Genomic DNA, 17,678 nt, shown 5'->3' with positions numbered 1-17,678 from the left:
GCTCTACAGCGTCGATGGTACTGCATGGGAGACTGTGTGGGAGAGTAGAACGTTGCCAGGTTATATGGCTCGATAGCTCAGTCGGTAGAGCAGAGGACTGAAAATCCTCGTGTCCCTGGTTCGATTCCTGGTCGAGCCACCAAAAAAACACTAACATTTGTTAGTGTTTTTTTTATTTTATCGCATCTAGTACTTCTTTTATATGATCTTTAACTTTAACTTTTCTAAACTCTTTTACCAAAATACCATTTTCATCTACTATAAAAGTGCTTCTTTCTATACCTAGGACCTTCTTGCCATACATGTTTTTTTCTTTTATAACATCATATAATTCACAAACAATTTTTTCTTCATCACTTAAAAGAATAAAAGGTAAATTAAGTTTTTCAATAAATTTACTATGTGAATTTAAGCTATCTTTACTTATGCCAATTACAACAGTATTTAAATCATTTATTGTTTTTATGTTATCCCTAAAGTCACAAGCTTCAGTAGTGCAACCTGGAGTATTATCTTTCGGATAAAAATATAATATAACTTTTTTTCCTCGATAATCGCTTAATTTATGGTCTCTTCCATCAGACCCAATAAGATTAAAGTCTGGTGCTAAACTTCCTAATTTCATAATAATGATCCTCCTTTTTGACTTTATTTTATTATAGTACGAATAATTATTATTATCAATAAGTAATTGATTATTAGTACTAAATATTATTCCAAACAAATATCTATAGGATTGATACTAATAATATATTAAATAATCAATATATTTCTTTAAATGAAATAAAAAAATGAATATACTGATAATACAATATTAACCATATTTAAGGAATTTAATAAATTCTATATATTTTATTATAAACTCTGTTATAATTAATGATGTTAATAAATTTATTGATTAAAGGAGAATTTTAATGGAAGATAAGATTTTGGCTACCGTAGCAGGAAGAGAAATAAAGGAATCGGATTTACAAACTGTAGTAGAGAGATATCCAGCAGAGAGAAGAGGATATTTTGAAACTGTGGAAGCAAAAAAACAATTATTAGAACAAATGGTTTCTTTTGAGCTTATAAATATTTTAGGAAAAGAGTTAAATATAGATTCTACAGAGGAATATAAAGAAAATGTAAGACAGGCGGAAAAGGATATTTTAACTCAATTAACAATAAATAAAGTATTACTAGAAGTTACTGTTACAGATGAAGATGCATTAAATTATTATAATACAAATAAAGATGCGTTTATACAACAACCTACCATATCAGCAAAACATATATTAGTAGATTCAAAAGAGCTTTGTGATAAGATTAAAAATGAAATAACTTTAAATGAAATAACATTTGAAGATGCAGCTATTAAATATTCAACTTGCCCTTCAAAGGAGCAAGGGGGTAATTTAGGTTCATTTGGTAGAGGAATGATGGTTCCTGAATTTGAAGACGCAGCATTTAAATTGGAAATTAATGTTGTAAGTGATCCAGTTCAAACTCAATTTGGATATCATTTAATAAAAGTTGAGGATAAAAATGAAGGAAAAGAAATGTTATTTGAGGAAGTTAAAGAGCAAATAGTTAATACATTATTACAAGAAATGCAACAAAGAAAATATTTAGATGTTGTAAAAGAATTAGAAAAGAAATACGGAGTTACTAGAGCATAGAATATAAATTGCGAAGCAATTTCTTTTAGTTCACAGTGCACAATTCACAGTTTAGGATGAAACTACTTCGTAGTTTCTGAATTTTAAGTTATATCAACGATCAAATAGTTGATATAATGCTTTCTTAATTCAGCAGAGCTGAATTATCTCCATAACTGTGTCTTGTGAACTACGAACTGAAAAATGCTTCTCAAAATATTACAGTAGTTCATTGAAAGTCAATATGTATTTATCAGATAATCTTATTAGTTCTTCTTTTTGGCTTTTAGATGATTCATCATATACAGAATACACTTTCATACCAGCAAGTTTAGCTCCATTAACAGCTTGTACTATATCTTCAAAAACTAAGCATCTTTCAGGAGATACATTAAGTTTTTTGGCTGATAACAAGTATATATCGGGATTATCTTTAGATTTTTTTACTTCTTCTGTTGTTGTTATTGCATCAAAGTAATCATATATTCCATTATTTTTTAGAGTGGCTTCTAGTAGAGGAACAGAGTTACTAGTTGCTAAAGCAATTTTTATATTCATATCTTTTAATGACTTCAAATAAGGAATCACTCCATCTTTTAATTTAATAGTGTTAGAGTAGTGATAAAAAGCCATATCATGCCATGTTGATATTATATCTTCTATCTTATTTTCAATATTAAAATTTTCTTTAAAGTAAAGAGCTGTTTCTGTAAGAGTAAGATGAGTTATTTCCTCTTGAAGTTTTTCAGGGACAGTAAGTCCAAAATTGCCTAAATACTCCTCATCTATTTTAGCCCATATATTCATTGAATCGATTAACGTTCCATCCAAATCAAATATAACAGCTTCAATATTATTCATATGTTAGTTACCCCCTTGTATAATATGTTAAATATAGTAATATAATATATTATTAATGAATAAAGAATTATAATATATATTATAAAATGAAGATAAAGTAATATTATAATAAAAAATAATCCTTAAGTAAACAGTAAATATTATATTGATTATAATACATAAACGATGTATTAATAAAGTTCTTTATAAAAAGGTTTACAAAAATAAAAATATTATATATAATAACATTAAAGGGAATATATAGTATATTTGTATTGCGTGCAACCATTTGGGCATTAGCTTTCTTACTTTTTAGTGAGGGAGCTTTTTTGTTGCTATTTTACAATAAAATAATAGATTTAAATTTTTTTACATAAGTTTATTTATTGTTTTCTTTGCTAACTAAATATTATCTAAAATTTTATGAGAAGGAGGTTTCATATTTAATGGCAAGGATACAATTGTTAATTAATATTTATTATTTATAGGGGGATTTTTTATGAACAAGAAAAAAATTTCATTACTCTTAGCAGCAACTATGATTACTACTTCATTATTTACTTTACCATCTAATAGAACATATGCTATGGACTCAAAAACTCAAGCAAAGGAAATCGTATCCAAAATGACTTTAGACGAAAAAATTGGACAAATGATTATGCCTGATTTTAGACAATGGAAAGCTCAAGGAGAATCTGCAGTACAAGATGTGACAGTTATGAACTCTGAAATAGCAGAAATTGTAGACAAGTATGATTTAGGTGGAGTTATATTATTTGCTAACAACGTAAAGGACACAGAGCAAACAGTTAGATTAGTTAATGATTATCAACAGGTAGCAATAAATGATAAAGACGGAAATTTACCATTATTACTTACTATAGACCAAGAGGGAGGAGTAGTTACTAGATTAGGTACAGGTACAAATCTACCAGGAAATATGGCTATAGGAGCAACAAGAAGTGAAGATGATGCTTATGATTCAGGATATGTAATCGGTAGGGAATTAAAATCATTAGGAATTAATGTTGACTTTGCACCAACTGTAGATGTAAATAATAATCCTAATAATCCAGTTATACATCTTAGGTCCATATCAAGCAATCCAGATTTAGTGGGTAGATTGGGAAGTAAGATTATTGAAGGTATTCAAGGTCAAGGAGTATCAGCAGCAGCTAAGCATTTTCCAGGTCACGGAGATACAGCCACAGATTCTCATTATGGATTGCCAGTAGTAAATAAATCTATAGAAGAATTAAGAAATATGGAATTAAAGCCTTTTAAAGCAGCAATAGATAAAGGCGTAGATATGATAATGACAGCTCATATACAATTTCCACAAGTAGAAAAGGATACTTATGTATCCAAAAAAGATGGCCAACAAATTGCATTTCCAGCTACATTATCTGATGATATAGTAACAGGTATTTTAAGAAAAGAACTTTCTTATGATGGTGTCGTAGTAACTGATGCACTTAACATGCAAGCTATTAGTGATAACTTTGGAGAATCAGAAGCTGTTAAATTAACATTCAAAGCAGGGGTAGATATTGCTTTAATGCCTACAATCTTAAGAAGTAAAGCAGATGTAGTTAAATTAGAAAACATAATAAATGAAGTTAAAGCAGCAGTAGGTACAGGCGAGATACCACTAGAGAGAATAGATCAATCAGCAGAAAGAGTTGTTAAATTAAAAATAGATAGAGGAATAATGGAAGTTAAAAATGATACTAGAACTTTAGAAGAAAAGATTAACAATGCTAAAACTGTAGTAGGATCAAAAGAAAATAGAGATATTGAAAGAAGAGTTGCAGCTAATGCTATAACTGTAGTTAAAAATGAGAACAATATCTTACCTTTAAATCCTAAGGAAGGCGATAATATACTATTATTAGCTCCATATGACAATGAATTACCAGGTATGAAATTTGGTATAACTAGATTAATAAGTGAAGGTAAGATAAACGATGTAAATTATGACTTAGTTTCATATAATAAGAAAACAATATTAGATGATGCAACAAAAGCAAAAATTGATTTAGCTGATGAAATCGTTATATTATCAGAAATATCAAGCTCTGCACACTTAGCTGCAACTCACTGGTTAACTAAATATCCAACAGAAGTTTTTGAATATGCTAAAATAAAGGGAAAATCTGTGATTTTAGGAAGTCTTGGACATCCGTATGATGTTACAGGTCGTGATGGAGCAGCGGCTAAAGTTATAGCATATGGATATAAAGGTATGGATCCTACAGAAGCAGATGGAGGATTGTCACCTATAAAGGCTTTTGGTCCAAATATTCCAGCTATTATGGATGTTATTTTTGGAGCTCATGAGGCAACAGGAATTCTCCCAGTAGATGTTCCGAATCTTGCAGCAGATGGCAAATATGATCTAACTAGTAATAAATATAACTTTGGATATGGAATAACAAATTTAACATCATTAGGAACTACTAGCGTTGAGATGCCAACTAGTATTAAAGAAGGTAAAGATTTTATAGCAAAAGTTAAATTAAATGATGTACCAGAACATTTACAAAGTAAGACTTATTCTGCAACAATTAATTTTAATACAAATGCATTAGAAGTTTTGGAAGTTAAATCTAATAGTGAAAATGTGAAAATATTAAATAATAAGATTGAAAATGGAAAATTAATAATTGATGTAGAAGCTTTAAATGATAAAGTAATAAGCAATGAAAGCTTCGAAATAAAGTTTAAAGCTAAAACTGAAAGTATTTCTGAAGTTATTAAGGTAGAGAATCTATCAGTAAAAGATAATAAGGATAGAATATTTATAGCTTCATTATCAGAAGCTGCAATTCAACTTATAGAGGATAAAGCTCCAAGTATAATAGCAGAAGATAAAACTTTGACTGTAGGAGATAAATTTGATCCAATGAAAGATGTGAAAGCTTCCGATGAAGAAGATGGAGATATATCTTCAAATATAAAGGTTAAGGAAAATAATGTTGATACAACAAAAGCTGGAGAGTATAAAGTTGTATATTCAGTTGAAGATAGTAATAAAAACATTACAGAAAAAATAGTTAAGATAACGGTAAAGGCTAAGTCTGATAATACAGACAATAATAATGGTAAAGGTAATAATGATAATCTTCCAGAGACAGGGGGAGCATCACCAGTAGGAACAGTTATTTTAGGCAGTATTATGGCTATTGCAGGGATTGCCTTAAGAAAGTTTAAAAAATAATATAATTAAAAAGGAGAGAAAACAATAATTTCTTTCCTTTTTTATAAAAAATAAAAAATGCATAACACATTTGAAACCTTTTTCATATAATTATCATAAATAGAAATATGAAAAGGGGATAAGATTTATGTTGATATTAATATTGTGTGCTTATATATCAATAATACCAATAGTATTAATTTCTTGTAAATCTATTGGATTTGATGATGAACTTAAAGAGGTTAATGATTATATAGATTGTAATTAGCTATGTAATTTAAGAAAAAAATATTAATTGTACTTAAAATGTAAAAAACCTCTCTAATTAAAGAGAGGTTTTTATTGGTCGGGGTGACAGGGATTGAACCTGCGACCTCATGGTCCCAAACCACGCGCGCTCCCATCTGCGCCACACCCCGAAGTACATTATAATTATAGTAATTATAGTTAATGATGTCAACTATTTTTAAAAGAAAATATTGAAATTGTTATTGTATTGCTTTAAGATATATATTTAAGTGAAGATAATAATTAGAAATTTTAATAAAAGGATAAAAACATTTCAATCAACAAATATATTAAGTTAGGAGTACAAAAAGTGAGAGGAAGCACAATAATAATAATTTTAGGAAGTTTAGGGTTTATAATAATGGGACTAATATCTATTAGCAGTAATAGAATAAAAACCATGTTGAAAAATAGTGGAGCATATAATGATATAGATAAATTTATGAAACTCAACGGAACATTTAATATGGCAATAGGTACACTAGGCATAATTATAGGAGTAATAGATTATTTTTTAATTGAACAATCTAAGTATGTAGTGATATCATTCATAGTATTAATAGCTATATTATCATTAACTCAAAATATAACATTAAAAAAGTACAAAAATATATAAAGTTTTAACACAGAAATATTTGTAAATATATTATAAAAATGATATTATATAGCATATAATTAAAGAGATATTTAGGTTAAAACAGTTATGTTAACATAACTAAGTTAATTCCAAATATGTACAGTATACATTTACACCCACTAAATATCTCATTTTTAAAAAAATTACCATTGTCCGAGCTTTCCATAAGTGTTATAATGGTAATATCACGTAGGGAGAGGGGGATGGTCTAAGGACCAAATACTTATGAAAAAGAAGATTTTATCAATTGTTATAGTTGGTGCTTTAACAATGACCTCAGTAACACCAGTTTTTGCTACTCCTAATGAGGAAGTAATTAATCAGGAAGTAAAAGAAAATCAAGCAAAGTATGACGAAATGAATAAGCAAGTTGAAGATATTCAAGGGAAGATATATAATTTAAATGAACAAATATCACCATTAGCAGAAAAGGTGCAAGAAAATCAAAAACAAATAGATACCATTAAGGATGAAGTACAAAATACAAAGAAAGAAATTGAAACATCAAAGGTGGATATTTCAGAGAAAGAAGAAGTATTAGGAAAAAGACTAAGAGAATTATACAAAACAGGTGGACAAGGAAGTTATCTAACACTTCTATTTAGTGCGGATAGTTTTAGTGACCTTATATCTAAATTAGATTCTGCTAGTAGACTTGTAAGCATCGATAAAAAGATTGTGAAAGAATTGGTAGATAATAAGGAAAAGTTAGATGAAAAAGTTAATTCTTTAGAAGAGAAAGCAAATGAAGTAGCTAAAATAAATGAAGAAACTAATAAAGTTTTATCAGAATTAGAAGTAAAGAAACAAGAACAAGAAACACTTATTGCAACAGCAAAAGCTGAACAAGCTAAATTTGATGCAGAGTTCTTATCTGTTTCAGAAAGAAGCCTAGTTAGTGCGCAATTGGATATATTAATTAATTCTGATGATGTTAATGCTCTAAGGAGCGCATTAGGGCAATTAACAAATATTAGAGATGGGCAGCTTAAGAGTGATATCGTAATTGCAGAAGTTAATGAAGCATTGTATAATGCTGAAGATAAGATTTCAAATTTAGAAATAGCACAGGCAAATAGAGGCTCAGGCTCAGGATTATCATCAAGTACAGGTAATTCTATAGTAGACTTTGCATATAAATATATCGGAACACCATATATTTATGGTGCAACAGGTCCATCATCATTTGACTGTTCAGGTTTTACTAGTTTTGTGTACAGGAATGCAGCAGGAACTGAGATAACAAGAACTACTTATTCACAACTTGGAGTTGGAACGCCAGTTTCATATAGTGAATTACAACCAGGAGACTTAGTATTTACTTATGGTTCAGACCATGTTGGAATTTACGTAGGTGGAGGACAATATATACATGCGCCTTATGAAGGAGAAAATGTTAAAGTTTCACCTATTACAGGATTCTATGCGGCAAGAAGAGTACTTTAATTAGAAGTTAATATTTAATATTATATAAACTCCGTCTTTTTATAGATGGAGTTTATTTTTACATAAAAAATAGAAAATAAATTAATATTTATAACATAATTTTAAGATAACTTCAAACAATTTAAGTTTAATAAAACGGTAAGTTATATGATATAATTTATAATGGTTTTAAAATAATGATACAAAAGGTAGAGATATTATTAATTTATTATTATGGTGATACTAATAATATGTAATAATTATAATTAGAGGTAGTTAATATGAATAAAGATGTAAGGTTATTAGAAGACGAATCAATTGATGATTTACAATTAAAAAATTTATTTTTAATACAAAAAAAATCAGGTTTTAGATTTGGTGTAGATGCGGTTTTACTATCTAATTTTGCAAACATAAAAAATAAACATAGAGTCATTGATTTATGTTCAGGAACTGGAATAGTCCCTTTTTTACTATATGGAAAATATAATCCTAAAGAAGTTATAGGAATAGAAATTCAAGATGATATGGTAGAGATGGCCAAGAGAAGTAGTAAGTATAATGAATTAGAAAAAATCGTGAAATTTGAAAGAGGAGATTTAAAAGATATAAGCTTTTTAAATAAGTTAGGAAAATTTGATGCTTTAACTGTAAATCCTCCGTATAAATTAAATAACTCAGGAATAATAAATCCTGATGATAAATTAGCCATAGCTAGACATGAAATTTTATGTACATTAGAGGATGTAATAAAAGCTTCCAGAAAGCTTTTAAAGGATAATGGAAGGATGTATATAGTACATAGGCCGGAGAGATTAATAGATATATTTGAACTTATGAGAAAATATAAAATTGAGCCTAAGAGAGTACAAATGATTCAACCTAATATAAGAAAAGCTCCTAATATAGTTTTAATAGAAGGGCAGCGAGATGGAGGGGCTTATTTAAAATGGGAAGCCCCATTATATATCTATAATGAAGACGGTAGCTATACAAATGAATTAAATAAAATATATGGCAGGGAGGTTTAGTTATATGGAAAATGGGAAACTATATTTAGTACCAACTCCAATAGGAAACTTAAAGGATATAACATTGAGAGCTTTAGAAATATTAGAATATGTAGATATAATAGCTGCTGAAGATACAAGACAAAGTTTAAAATTGTTAAATCATTTTAATATAAAAAAAAGTCTATTTAGTTATCATAAGCATAATGAGCAAGGAAAAAGTGAAGATATAATAAACAAGTTAAAAGATGGAATTAATATAGCTTTAATTACAGATGCAGGTACTCCTGGTATATCAGATCCAGGTAGTGTCATAGTTGAGAGGTGTATAGAACAAGGAATAGAATTCGAAGTTTTACCAGGGGCAACAGCTATAACAACAGCCCTTGTGTACTCAGGCTTAGATACTACTAAATTTATCTTTAGAGGATTTTTACCAAGAGAAAATAAGGAGAGGAGTCCTGTAATTGAAGAAATAAAAGATTCTAGAGATACAATAATATTATATGAAGCACCACATAGAATAATAGATACTTTAGAATATTTACTAAATAATCTAGGGGATAGAAATATAGCAGTATGCAGAGAGCTTACTAAGCTTCATGAAGAAATATGTAGAGGAACTATATCATCAGTACTAAAACATTTTACAGATAATAGGCCAAGAGGCGAATTTGTTTTAGTAATTGAAGGTAAATCGGAAAAGGAAATACAAGCTGAAAAAGAGGCAGTATGGATTGACTTAACAATAGAAGAGCATTTAATCAAATTAATAGAAAGTGGAATAGATAAAAAGGATGCTATAAAATTAGTTGCTAAAGAAAGAAATTTACCTAAAAAAGAAGTATATAAATACTCAACAGAATTATAATTAAATCCCCTATGAATTTATAAGTTCATAGGGGATTTAATTATAAGCAACTATTTAAATATAAGTATTAAAAATTATTTTTTTAATTCATTTAAGCAGTTTTTACAGATGTTTTTACCTTTGTAATTAACAACATCTCTAGCATCTCCACAGAAGATACAAGCTGGTTCATATTTCTTTAGAATTATTTGTTCACCATCTACATAGATTTCTAAAGCATCCTTTTCAGCTATATCTAATGTTCTTCTTAATTCTATAGGAATAACTATTCTTCCTAATTCATCTACTCTTCTTACTACACCAGTTGATTTCATTATATATTCCTCCTTAAAACAAGTTTCGACATCTTGCAAAGTTAATATTACTAAAAATGTAATTAAAAGTCAATATAAAAGAAAAATATTTTCAAAAATTACAAATTTCGTATATATATCAAAGTTATAAATACAATATACTACCATAAATTAGAAAAGTCAATACTATTTATCAATTTTTAAGTAAAATAGCAAAAAATGTAGAATGGCTTGTACACTAGGTTATATAGCTTAAAAAAAAATTATTATATATGTAATTTAAAAAAAAATAATAAAATAAGAAAAAAATGTAAAATTAAATATGTAAATATAAGTTGTATTATAAATTTTATATAATTTATAAAAAAATTTCAAAATAATAGATAATTTTTATAAAATTTTAAAGGAATAATAATAAAATTAAAATAAACAGACAAAAATAACTTGTAATAAGTTTATATATACTATATAATTATATTAAGAATAGGAATTAGAGGTGGATATTATGGTGAAAAAAATAGATACTAATTATATAATAGAATTGGCAGAAGAGATGTCTAACAATTCGATGATTGGTTATGAAGATTTACCGAAATATGATCTTTTTTTATCCCAAGTTATAGATTTTTTAAATGATAAATTTATAGAAGATAAGTACACTAATAATATAGTACAGAATTATATAAAGAGTGAAGTTATTAGTAAGCCTGAGGACGGTAAAAAAAGAGGATATACTAAAATACATCTTATACAGTTAGTGCTATTAAGTTATATGAGACCGGTATTAACAACAGAAGAAATTAAAAAGGTTTTCAGATTGGCATTTAATGAGATAAATGATAGATCTGATGATATTATATCTTGGGAAAAGGCTTATAAAATATTTTCAGAAACTCAAAGTGAAAGTTTTAAAGATTTTTTAAGTGAACCTGTTATAGATGAGAAAAAGTTAGATAGTATAATTTCAGAATTAAATTTAAATAACAAAGATGAAAATAGTATAAGAACATTTGTTATAGTTATGTCGCTTATAGCGCAAGCAAGTGCCACAAAAAAATTAGTGCAAAAAATAGTAAATGAGTACCATTTATAATAAAAGATTTAAAAATCTGAGTTATTTGCATATGTAAATAACGGGGTGATTTTATGGATGAATTAGTGAGCTTAATAGCTAATTTAGGATTCCCTATAGCTATTTCTCTATATTTATTAATTAGAATAGAAGGAAAGTTAGAGAGTCTTACAACTAGCATAAATAATCTAGCACAAACTATAAATTCAATTAAATAATTAATTAGTATAATAAGGTGTTGTTATTAAGTTTAAGACAATACCTTATTAAGCTTATATTTGTTTTAGAGTGCAAAGTTGATTTTCATTTTTTATTTAACAGGTATTATGTAACACAAGTTAAGTGTACACTATAATTAAAAACTAGGTAACATTTGATTCGTATTAAATTTAGTTATAAATACATTAAAACTTTATTAAGTAATGGATGTCTGATACTAAAAATCTAGAATTTAATTTGCATAATGGAACTTTTATTAAAGAAATGTGAGCTATGAATTGTGTACTGTGAATAAAGGTAGGAATAACTTAATGAGCAATAAGGTAATTATTAAGGAGTCTGTAAGGGGAATAATAGAATATGTTTTAAAAACTGGAAGTCTAGATGATAGATACATGGGAAAAAGCAGAGCTTTGGAAGGAACATTGGCTCATCAAAAGCTTCAAAGCAGTAATGAAAAAATATATACTCAATACCAAAAGGAGGTAAGATTAGAGCAGTCTTTTGATATTGAAGATGTTGTTTTGTTATTGGAAGGTAGAGCAGATGGAATAATTATAGATGCTGATAATGTATATATAGAAGAAATAAAATCAACTATGAAATCATTAGTATTAATAGATGAGGATTATAATGATTTACATTGGGCACAAGGAAAGTTTTATGCATACATGTACTCCCTTCAAAATCAATTAGACGAAATAAATATAAGATTAAGTTATTTCAATATAGAAACAGAAGAAGTAAAAAGTTTTAATAAAAATTTTAAGTTTGAAGAACTAAAAGAATTTATTTTTTATATAATAAATGAATATAAAAAATGGATATTATTAAAATCTAATTTGAATTCAATTAGAAATAAATCTATAAAGAATTTAATGTTCCCTTTTAGTACTTATAGAAAAGGGCAAAGAGAACTTGCAATATCATGTTTTAACACGATAAAGGAGCAATCTGTATTATTTGCACAGGCACCAACAGGTATAGGAAAAACAATATCTACAATATTTCCATCAATAAAATCCTTAGGAGAAAATAGGGGAGAGAGAATAGTATATTTAACAGCTAAAACAATAACCAGGACAGTAGCAGAAGAGGCAGTAAATAAGTTAAAAGAAAATGGACTTATCTGTAGAAGTATTACATTAACATCAAAAGAAAAGATTTGTTTTAAGGATAAAACTAAGTGTAATCCAGATTACTGTGAATATGCAATAGACTATTATGATAAAGTCAATGATGTTATATTTAATATTCTTAATAATAATCATACTGATTTTACAAGAGTAAAAATAGAAGAATATGCTAAGGAAAACAAAGTTTGTCCTTTTGAATTATCATTAGACTTGAGTTTATGGTGCGATGTAATTATATGTGATTATAATTATGCATTTGATCCAAGAGCAAAATTAAAACGATTTTTTGAGGATGATGTGGATAAGAATATATTGCTTGTGGATGAAGGTCACAATCTTGTGGATAGAGCTAGAAGTATGTTCAGTGCAGAAATTTATAAGAGTAAAATAATACAAGCATCAAAATTGATAAAGGGAAAAGTACCTAATTTATATAAAGCTTTAACTTCTATTAATAAGGAATTAATAGAAGTAAGAAGAGAAGTTCAAGAACTAGAAGTCAATAGTATGTATAAAAGGGATCAATATAAGGATTTATATAAGCTACTTAGAATATTCTTGAAAGAATGTGATGAATATCTTGTGAAATCTGTAAATACAGAAGGTTATGATGAAATAAGAGATTTATATTTTGAGATACGGTCTTTCATATCTATTTCTGAACTTTTTAGTGATAAATACGTTACTTTAGTAGAAATAAACAAAAGTGATGCAAAGGTTAAATTGTTTTGCGTTAATCCGGCTGAAAATTTATCAAAGGTAGTACAAGAAGCATATTCAACTATAATATTTTCTGCAACATTAACTCCTATAAATTATTATATAGATATATTAGGAGGAAATGAAAAAAGTTATAGAATGAAGTTGCCATCACCTTTTAAAAAAGAGAATTTAAAAGTTTATGGACATTCGCTTAACATGAGGTTTAGGCAAAGGGAAAACAATATAGATAACTTATGTAAATTAATTAATAAGTTTAAAGAAGAACAAATAGGAAACTATATGGTTTTTCTCCCATCTTATCAGTATTTAAAGCAGATATATGGAAGATATATAGAAATGTATAGTGATAAAGATACTATTTGTCAAAAAGAAGTTTTAACTGAAGAGGAAAAGGAAGAATTCATAAATAACTTTCAAGGGGGAGCAAATATATTAGCATTCTGTGTTATAGGGGGAATATTTTCAGAGGGAATAGATCTTCCAGGTGATAAACTTATTGGTTGTATAATAGTTGGTGTAGGTTTCCCTAAAATATCTAATGAAGGAGATATAATAAAAGACCATTATGAAGAAAAGGGTTTTGATTATGCATACATATATCCAGGAATAAACAAGGTTATGCAAGCAGCAGGAAGGGTAATTAGAACAGAAGAGGATAAAGGAAGAATATTACTTATAGATGACAGATATTTCACAATTAAATATAGGAGTTTGTTGCCGAAGGAATGGGATATAAATAGATAAAATAATAGGGAGGGAGTTAAATGAGAGTTATAGATTTAAGTCATATAATAAAAACAAATATGACAACATACACAAAAGATGAAAAACCAGAAATATATAATATAGCTACTATTGAGAAAGATGGGTTTAACGAGAAAAACTTAAATATTTATACTCACACAGGAACTCATATTGATGCACCTAGTCATATGATTAATAAGGGGAAAACTATTGATGAATTTAATATAAATGAATTTATAGGAATAGCTATTATAATAGATATTTCAATTATAAAGGAAGTCACTTTAAAAGAAATAATGAAATATGAAGACAAAATAATAAATTGTGATTTCGTAATATTAAAAACAGGATATGAAAAATACTGGGGAAGTAAAGAATACTTTAATAATTATCCAAGCTTAACAGAAGATGCAGCAAAATGGCTTTGTGATTTTAATTTAAAAGGAATAGGAATAGATGCAATATCTATTGATAAATTTGATAGTATAGACTTTGAAATTCATAATATTATTTTATCTAGAGGTAAGCTTATAATAGAGAATTTAACTAATCTAGATATTATAAATAGAGAAGAATTTACATTAGTAGCAACTCCACTAAAAATAGAAGATGGAGATGGCTCACCAGTTAGAGCAGTTGCAATAACAGATTAAAAGTATAAAGTACGGTATTAGTTAGCAGTTCACAATTTATATCTCACAGTTATCTTTTATTTTATAAGAAATATGGGGTAAGTAACGGAGATTGGATTTTATAAATATAAAATCCTGTGAAATAAAGTAAGTTGTTTTAAAAATATAATATATTGAAAAAAGGTAATTTAAATAAAGCTATAGAAAATCATAAGTGCTATGAGTTTCTATAGCTTTTCCCACTTAATAAATGAAATTGTATTATTATAACTATAGTTTATTCTATAAATAAACTATAGTATGCAGTAAAGGTTTTGCCTACTTCTAATTTTTCAATTCCTGATTTATCTTTAAGTTCGCCATTAAAGTCATGATAATCTGCATGGCCATACCAAGGTTCAATACAAATAAATGGTGCGCCAGTTGCTTTAGTCCATAAAGCTAGATAAGGAAATCCTGAGAAGTCCATCGATAAACTTTTATTGTGATTTTTTGATTTTAAACTTATTAAGTTAGATTCTAAATCACTAAATACTAAAGCATCATCTTTAAATAAATCTAAAGATAGATTTACAATACTTTCATTATGAAAATATTGATCAGTAATTCCTGAAAAATAACCAGTATTTGAATTTAATTTCATAATATTAGCATTTTCAATCTTATTAAATTCAAAATAATAGTCTTCAAAATTTTCTTCATTCATTAGAGGGCACATAAATGCTGGATGACCTCCTATTGAAAAATATATTTCTTTATTATCAAGATTTATAACCTTATATCCAACTTTAACACCGTTTTCTAAAAGCTTATAAGAAAGCCTTAAAGAAAATTTAAAAGGATATATCTTAAGTGTATCTTCAGACCATAAAAGTTCAAATTCTATATAATCATCTGTTTTTTCAATCATATTAAATTTGCGAGTTCTAGCGAGGCCATGCTGAGGCAATTCATAAGTATTTCCATCCACTAAATATTTTCCATCTTTAACTTTTCCAACTATAGGAAACAGAATTGGGGAGTGGTATTTCCAATAATCAGAGTTTCCATTCCATAGGAATTCTAATGAATCTTCTTTGCTAAATATACTAGTAAGTTCTCCGCCATTAGTATTAGTTGACAGTTTTATATTTTCATTTTCTAATATGTAGTTCATAATAAACACCCTTTCTATAGCTATTGCAAAAACAGCTAATTGATTAATTTATTTTTTACAACTTATATAGAAGTTTTTATAAGTTTTAGGTTTTAATTTCTAATTGTAATATAATAATAAATAGTTATAGATTAATTTAAGTAAGATAGTAGAATTTAGCTCATATATGTAAATTATACTATAGTATATGAGTTTTAGAAAGAAATAGATGGCTTTGATTATATAATTGGAAATAATATAGTATTATATATAAAGTATAATAAAATAATGTTGAGGAGTATAATTTATTTATTTGATATATAATATAAAAGATTAAATAATAAATGATGTGGTGATTTAATGGGTAATAGTAATGAAAATAAAAGATCAATAATAGATAAAATAGTATATTTCATAGTAAAAATTAACAATGATGACATATTTGCATTAGGAGCTCAGCTTGCATATTATTTGATATTAGCATTTTTTCCATTTTTAATATTTTTAATGACTTTAATAGGTTTTAGCAGCTTGAATGCTACAGACGTTTTAGAAGGATTAGGAACTATATTGCCAAATAATGTTTTTACATTAGTAGATACCACTGTAGTTGAAATAGTAAATACGCAAAATGCAGGATTATTAGGAGTTTCAGTTGTACTTTCAATGTGGTCGGCATCATCAGGATTCAGAGCGGTTATAAAAGGTGTAAATAAAGCTTATGATATAAAGGAACATAGATCCTTTATAAAGAGAGCGTTTGTAGCAATATTTTTTACTATTGTTTTAGCTTTATTAATAATGTTAGCACTAGCTATGTTAGTTTTTGGAGAATTAATAGGTAAGTATCTGTTAACTATATTTCCATTTCAAAACGTTATAAATAAGATATGGAATATAAGTAGATATCTAATAATTATATCTATGATGATTTGGATATTTGCTGGAATATATAGGTATACACCGGCAAAGAAAATAAGTTGGCGAGAAGTTTTTCCAGGGGCCATTGCAAGCACTTTAGGATGGATAATAGTATCAATGGCCTTTTCATATTATATAAATAATATAGCTAATTATTCTAGGCTTTATGGAAGTGTAGGAGCTGTCTTTGTATTAATGACTTGGTTATATATAACATCTATGATGTTAATTTTGGGAGCAGAAATAAATTCTATTTTAGCACTTAGAAAAAGAAATGCTAATAATAATTAAAAACAACTAAGAATTCCTTAATTCAGAACAGTTAAACTAGTTCTATAATTAAGAACTACGCATTATAAGTTGTGAACTGATAATAAATGGCTTGAGCTAATATTGATTGCTTTATAATTTATTTTATTTATTTATGTATAGAAAAAAACTAAATGGGTATAATCAAAGAAGAAATATTCAGGAGGTGCAAAAAATGAATAAAATAGTATTATTAGGAAAATTAATAAAGGACCCTGAACTTAGATCATTAGAGGGTAGTGATAAAGTATTCACTAGGTTCATAATTGCAGTGGATAGAAATTTTAAAGCTCAGGATGGAACTAGAAAAGCGGATTTAATACCAGTTACTATTTGGGGAAGAAAGGCTGAGGTAGTATGTCAATATATGAGAAAAGGAAGCTACATAAGCTTGAGTGGAAGATTAAGAACTGGAAGCTATGAAGATAAAGATGGAAATAAAAAATATATTGCAGAAGTTGTAGCAGAAGACTTTAAATTTGTAGGAGATAGAAAAGTAGAAAGAGACTTAGAACAAGTAGAAGATTTTGTAAATTAAGTTTAAAATATAATTTTAAATAAATAGTATAAAAGGGTAAGCTAAT

Annotated in this window: 16 protein-coding genes and 2 tRNA genes; 13 read left to right on the top strand and 5 right to left on the bottom strand. The window is 27.2% G+C overall.

What is annotated here, in order from left to right:
* Positions 1-66: 66 nt before the first annotated feature.
* Positions 67-142: transfer RNA gene (locus ABDZ60_RS06245), tRNA-Phe, on the top strand.
* A gap of 30 nt (positions 143-172) precedes the next feature.
* Here the strand turns inward: ABDZ60_RS06245 and bcp are convergent.
* Positions 173-625: a thioredoxin-dependent thiol peroxidase gene (gene bcp, locus ABDZ60_RS06240; RefSeq protein WP_016207526.1), complete on the bottom strand. Its 453-nt coding sequence runs from the start codon at positions 623-625 to the stop codon at positions 173-175.
* A gap of 289 nt (positions 626-914) precedes the next feature.
* Between bcp and ABDZ60_RS06235 the strand changes: the two genes are divergently transcribed.
* A complete protein-coding gene (locus tag ABDZ60_RS06235; RefSeq protein ID WP_047002136.1) occupies positions 915-1,661 on the top strand; it encodes a peptidylprolyl isomerase in 747 nt (248 codons plus the stop codon).
* Between the two features lie 198 nt (positions 1,662-1,859).
* Here the strand turns inward: ABDZ60_RS06235 and ABDZ60_RS06230 are convergent, their stop codons facing one another.
* A complete protein-coding gene (locus ABDZ60_RS06230; protein WP_343776978.1) occupies positions 1,860-2,501 on the bottom strand; it encodes an HAD family hydrolase in 642 nt (213 codons plus the stop codon).
* A 478-nt stretch (positions 2,502-2,979) separates the two neighbouring features.
* Between ABDZ60_RS06230 and ABDZ60_RS06225 the strand changes: the two genes are divergently transcribed.
* Entirely contained in the window at positions 2,980-5,700 is a 2,721-nt protein-coding gene (locus tag ABDZ60_RS06225) for a glycoside hydrolase family 3 N-terminal domain-containing protein (RefSeq protein WP_016207523.1), read from the top strand.
* 322 nt (positions 5,701-6,022) lie between these two features.
* Here the strand turns inward: ABDZ60_RS06225 and ABDZ60_RS06220 are convergent.
* Positions 6,023-6,098, bottom strand: a tRNA-Pro gene (locus tag ABDZ60_RS06220).
* Positions 6,099-6,277: 179 nt separating this feature from the next.
* Between ABDZ60_RS06220 and ABDZ60_RS06215 the strand changes: the two genes are divergently transcribed.
* From ABDZ60_RS06215 to rsmI, 4 genes are all read left to right on the top strand, one after another.
* Positions 6,278-6,583 carry a hypothetical protein gene (locus ABDZ60_RS06215; protein ID WP_343776976.1) on the top strand — a complete coding sequence of 102 codons (306 nt, stop codon included), beginning with the start codon at positions 6,278-6,280 and terminating at the stop codon, positions 6,581-6,583.
* 246 nt (positions 6,584-6,829) lie between these two features.
* Positions 6,830-8,050, top strand: a complete 1,221-nt coding sequence (locus ABDZ60_RS06210) for a C40 family peptidase (protein ID WP_016207521.1) — start codon at positions 6,830-6,832, stop codon at positions 8,048-8,050.
* A 260-nt stretch (positions 8,051-8,310) separates the two neighbouring features.
* Positions 8,311-9,060, top strand: a complete 750-nt coding sequence (locus tag ABDZ60_RS06205) for a tRNA1(Val) (adenine(37)-N6)-methyltransferase (protein ID WP_343776973.1) — start codon at positions 8,311-8,313, stop codon at positions 9,058-9,060.
* Between the two features lie 4 nt (positions 9,061-9,064).
* Positions 9,065-9,910: a 16S rRNA (cytidine(1402)-2'-O)-methyltransferase gene (gene rsmI / locus ABDZ60_RS06200; RefSeq protein WP_047002133.1), complete on the top strand. Its 846-nt coding sequence runs from the start codon at positions 9,065-9,067 to the stop codon at positions 9,908-9,910.
* Between the two features lie 74 nt (positions 9,911-9,984).
* Here the strand turns inward: rsmI and ABDZ60_RS06195 are convergent, their stop codons facing one another.
* Complete coding sequence (locus tag ABDZ60_RS06195; RefSeq protein WP_016207519.1) at positions 9,985-10,224, bottom strand: AbrB/MazE/SpoVT family DNA-binding domain-containing protein; 240 nt, start codon at positions 10,222-10,224, stop codon at positions 9,985-9,987.
* A gap of 484 nt (positions 10,225-10,708) precedes the next feature.
* Here ABDZ60_RS06195 and ABDZ60_RS06190 point away from each other — a divergent pair, with 484 nt between their 5' ends.
* The 4 genes from ABDZ60_RS06190 (at position 10,709) to ABDZ60_RS06175 (ending at position 14,750) form a co-directional block, all read left to right on the top strand.
* On the top strand, positions 10,709-11,296 hold the full coding sequence (locus ABDZ60_RS06190; RefSeq protein ID WP_047002132.1) for a DUF1836 domain-containing protein: 588 nt from the start codon (positions 10,709-10,711) through the stop codon (positions 11,294-11,296).
* A 53-nt stretch (positions 11,297-11,349) separates the two neighbouring features.
* Complete coding sequence (locus ABDZ60_RS06185; protein ID WP_084820798.1) at positions 11,350-11,493, top strand: YvrJ family protein; 144 nt, start codon at positions 11,350-11,352, stop codon at positions 11,491-11,493.
* 312 nt (positions 11,494-11,805) lie between these two features.
* Complete coding sequence (locus ABDZ60_RS06180; protein WP_343776967.1) at positions 11,806-14,097, top strand: ATP-dependent DNA helicase; 2,292 nt, start codon at positions 11,806-11,808, stop codon at positions 14,095-14,097.
* 20 nt (positions 14,098-14,117) lie between these two features.
* Complete coding sequence (locus ABDZ60_RS06175; protein ID WP_343776965.1) at positions 14,118-14,750, top strand: cyclase family protein; 633 nt, start codon at positions 14,118-14,120, stop codon at positions 14,748-14,750.
* 256 nt (positions 14,751-15,006) lie between these two features.
* On the opposite strand, the gene ABDZ60_RS06170 is transcribed toward ABDZ60_RS06175, so the two are convergent.
* Positions 15,007-15,885 carry an aldose 1-epimerase family protein gene (locus ABDZ60_RS06170; RefSeq protein ID WP_343776963.1) on the bottom strand — a complete coding sequence of 293 codons (879 nt, stop codon included), beginning with the start codon at positions 15,883-15,885 and terminating at the stop codon, positions 15,007-15,009.
* Positions 15,886-16,224: 339 nt separating this feature from the next.
* Here ABDZ60_RS06170 and ABDZ60_RS06165 point away from each other — a divergent pair, with 339 nt between their 5' ends.
* A complete protein-coding gene (locus ABDZ60_RS06165; protein WP_016207513.1) occupies positions 16,225-17,076 on the top strand; it encodes a YihY/virulence factor BrkB family protein in 852 nt (283 codons plus the stop codon).
* A 193-nt stretch (positions 17,077-17,269) separates the two neighbouring features.
* Entirely contained in the window at positions 17,270-17,632 is a 363-nt protein-coding gene (locus tag ABDZ60_RS06160; protein ID WP_016207512.1) for a single-stranded DNA-binding protein, read from the top strand.
* Positions 17,633-17,678 lie beyond the last annotated feature (46 nt).

This window comes from Clostridium sartagoforme, assembly GCF_039521405.1.
GTDB classification, from domain to species: Bacteria; Bacillota; Clostridia; order Clostridiales; family Clostridiaceae; genus Clostridium; species Clostridium sartagoforme.
Note: the sequence above shows the minus strand (reverse complement) of the source record. Positions and strands in the feature narration are given on the sequence as shown.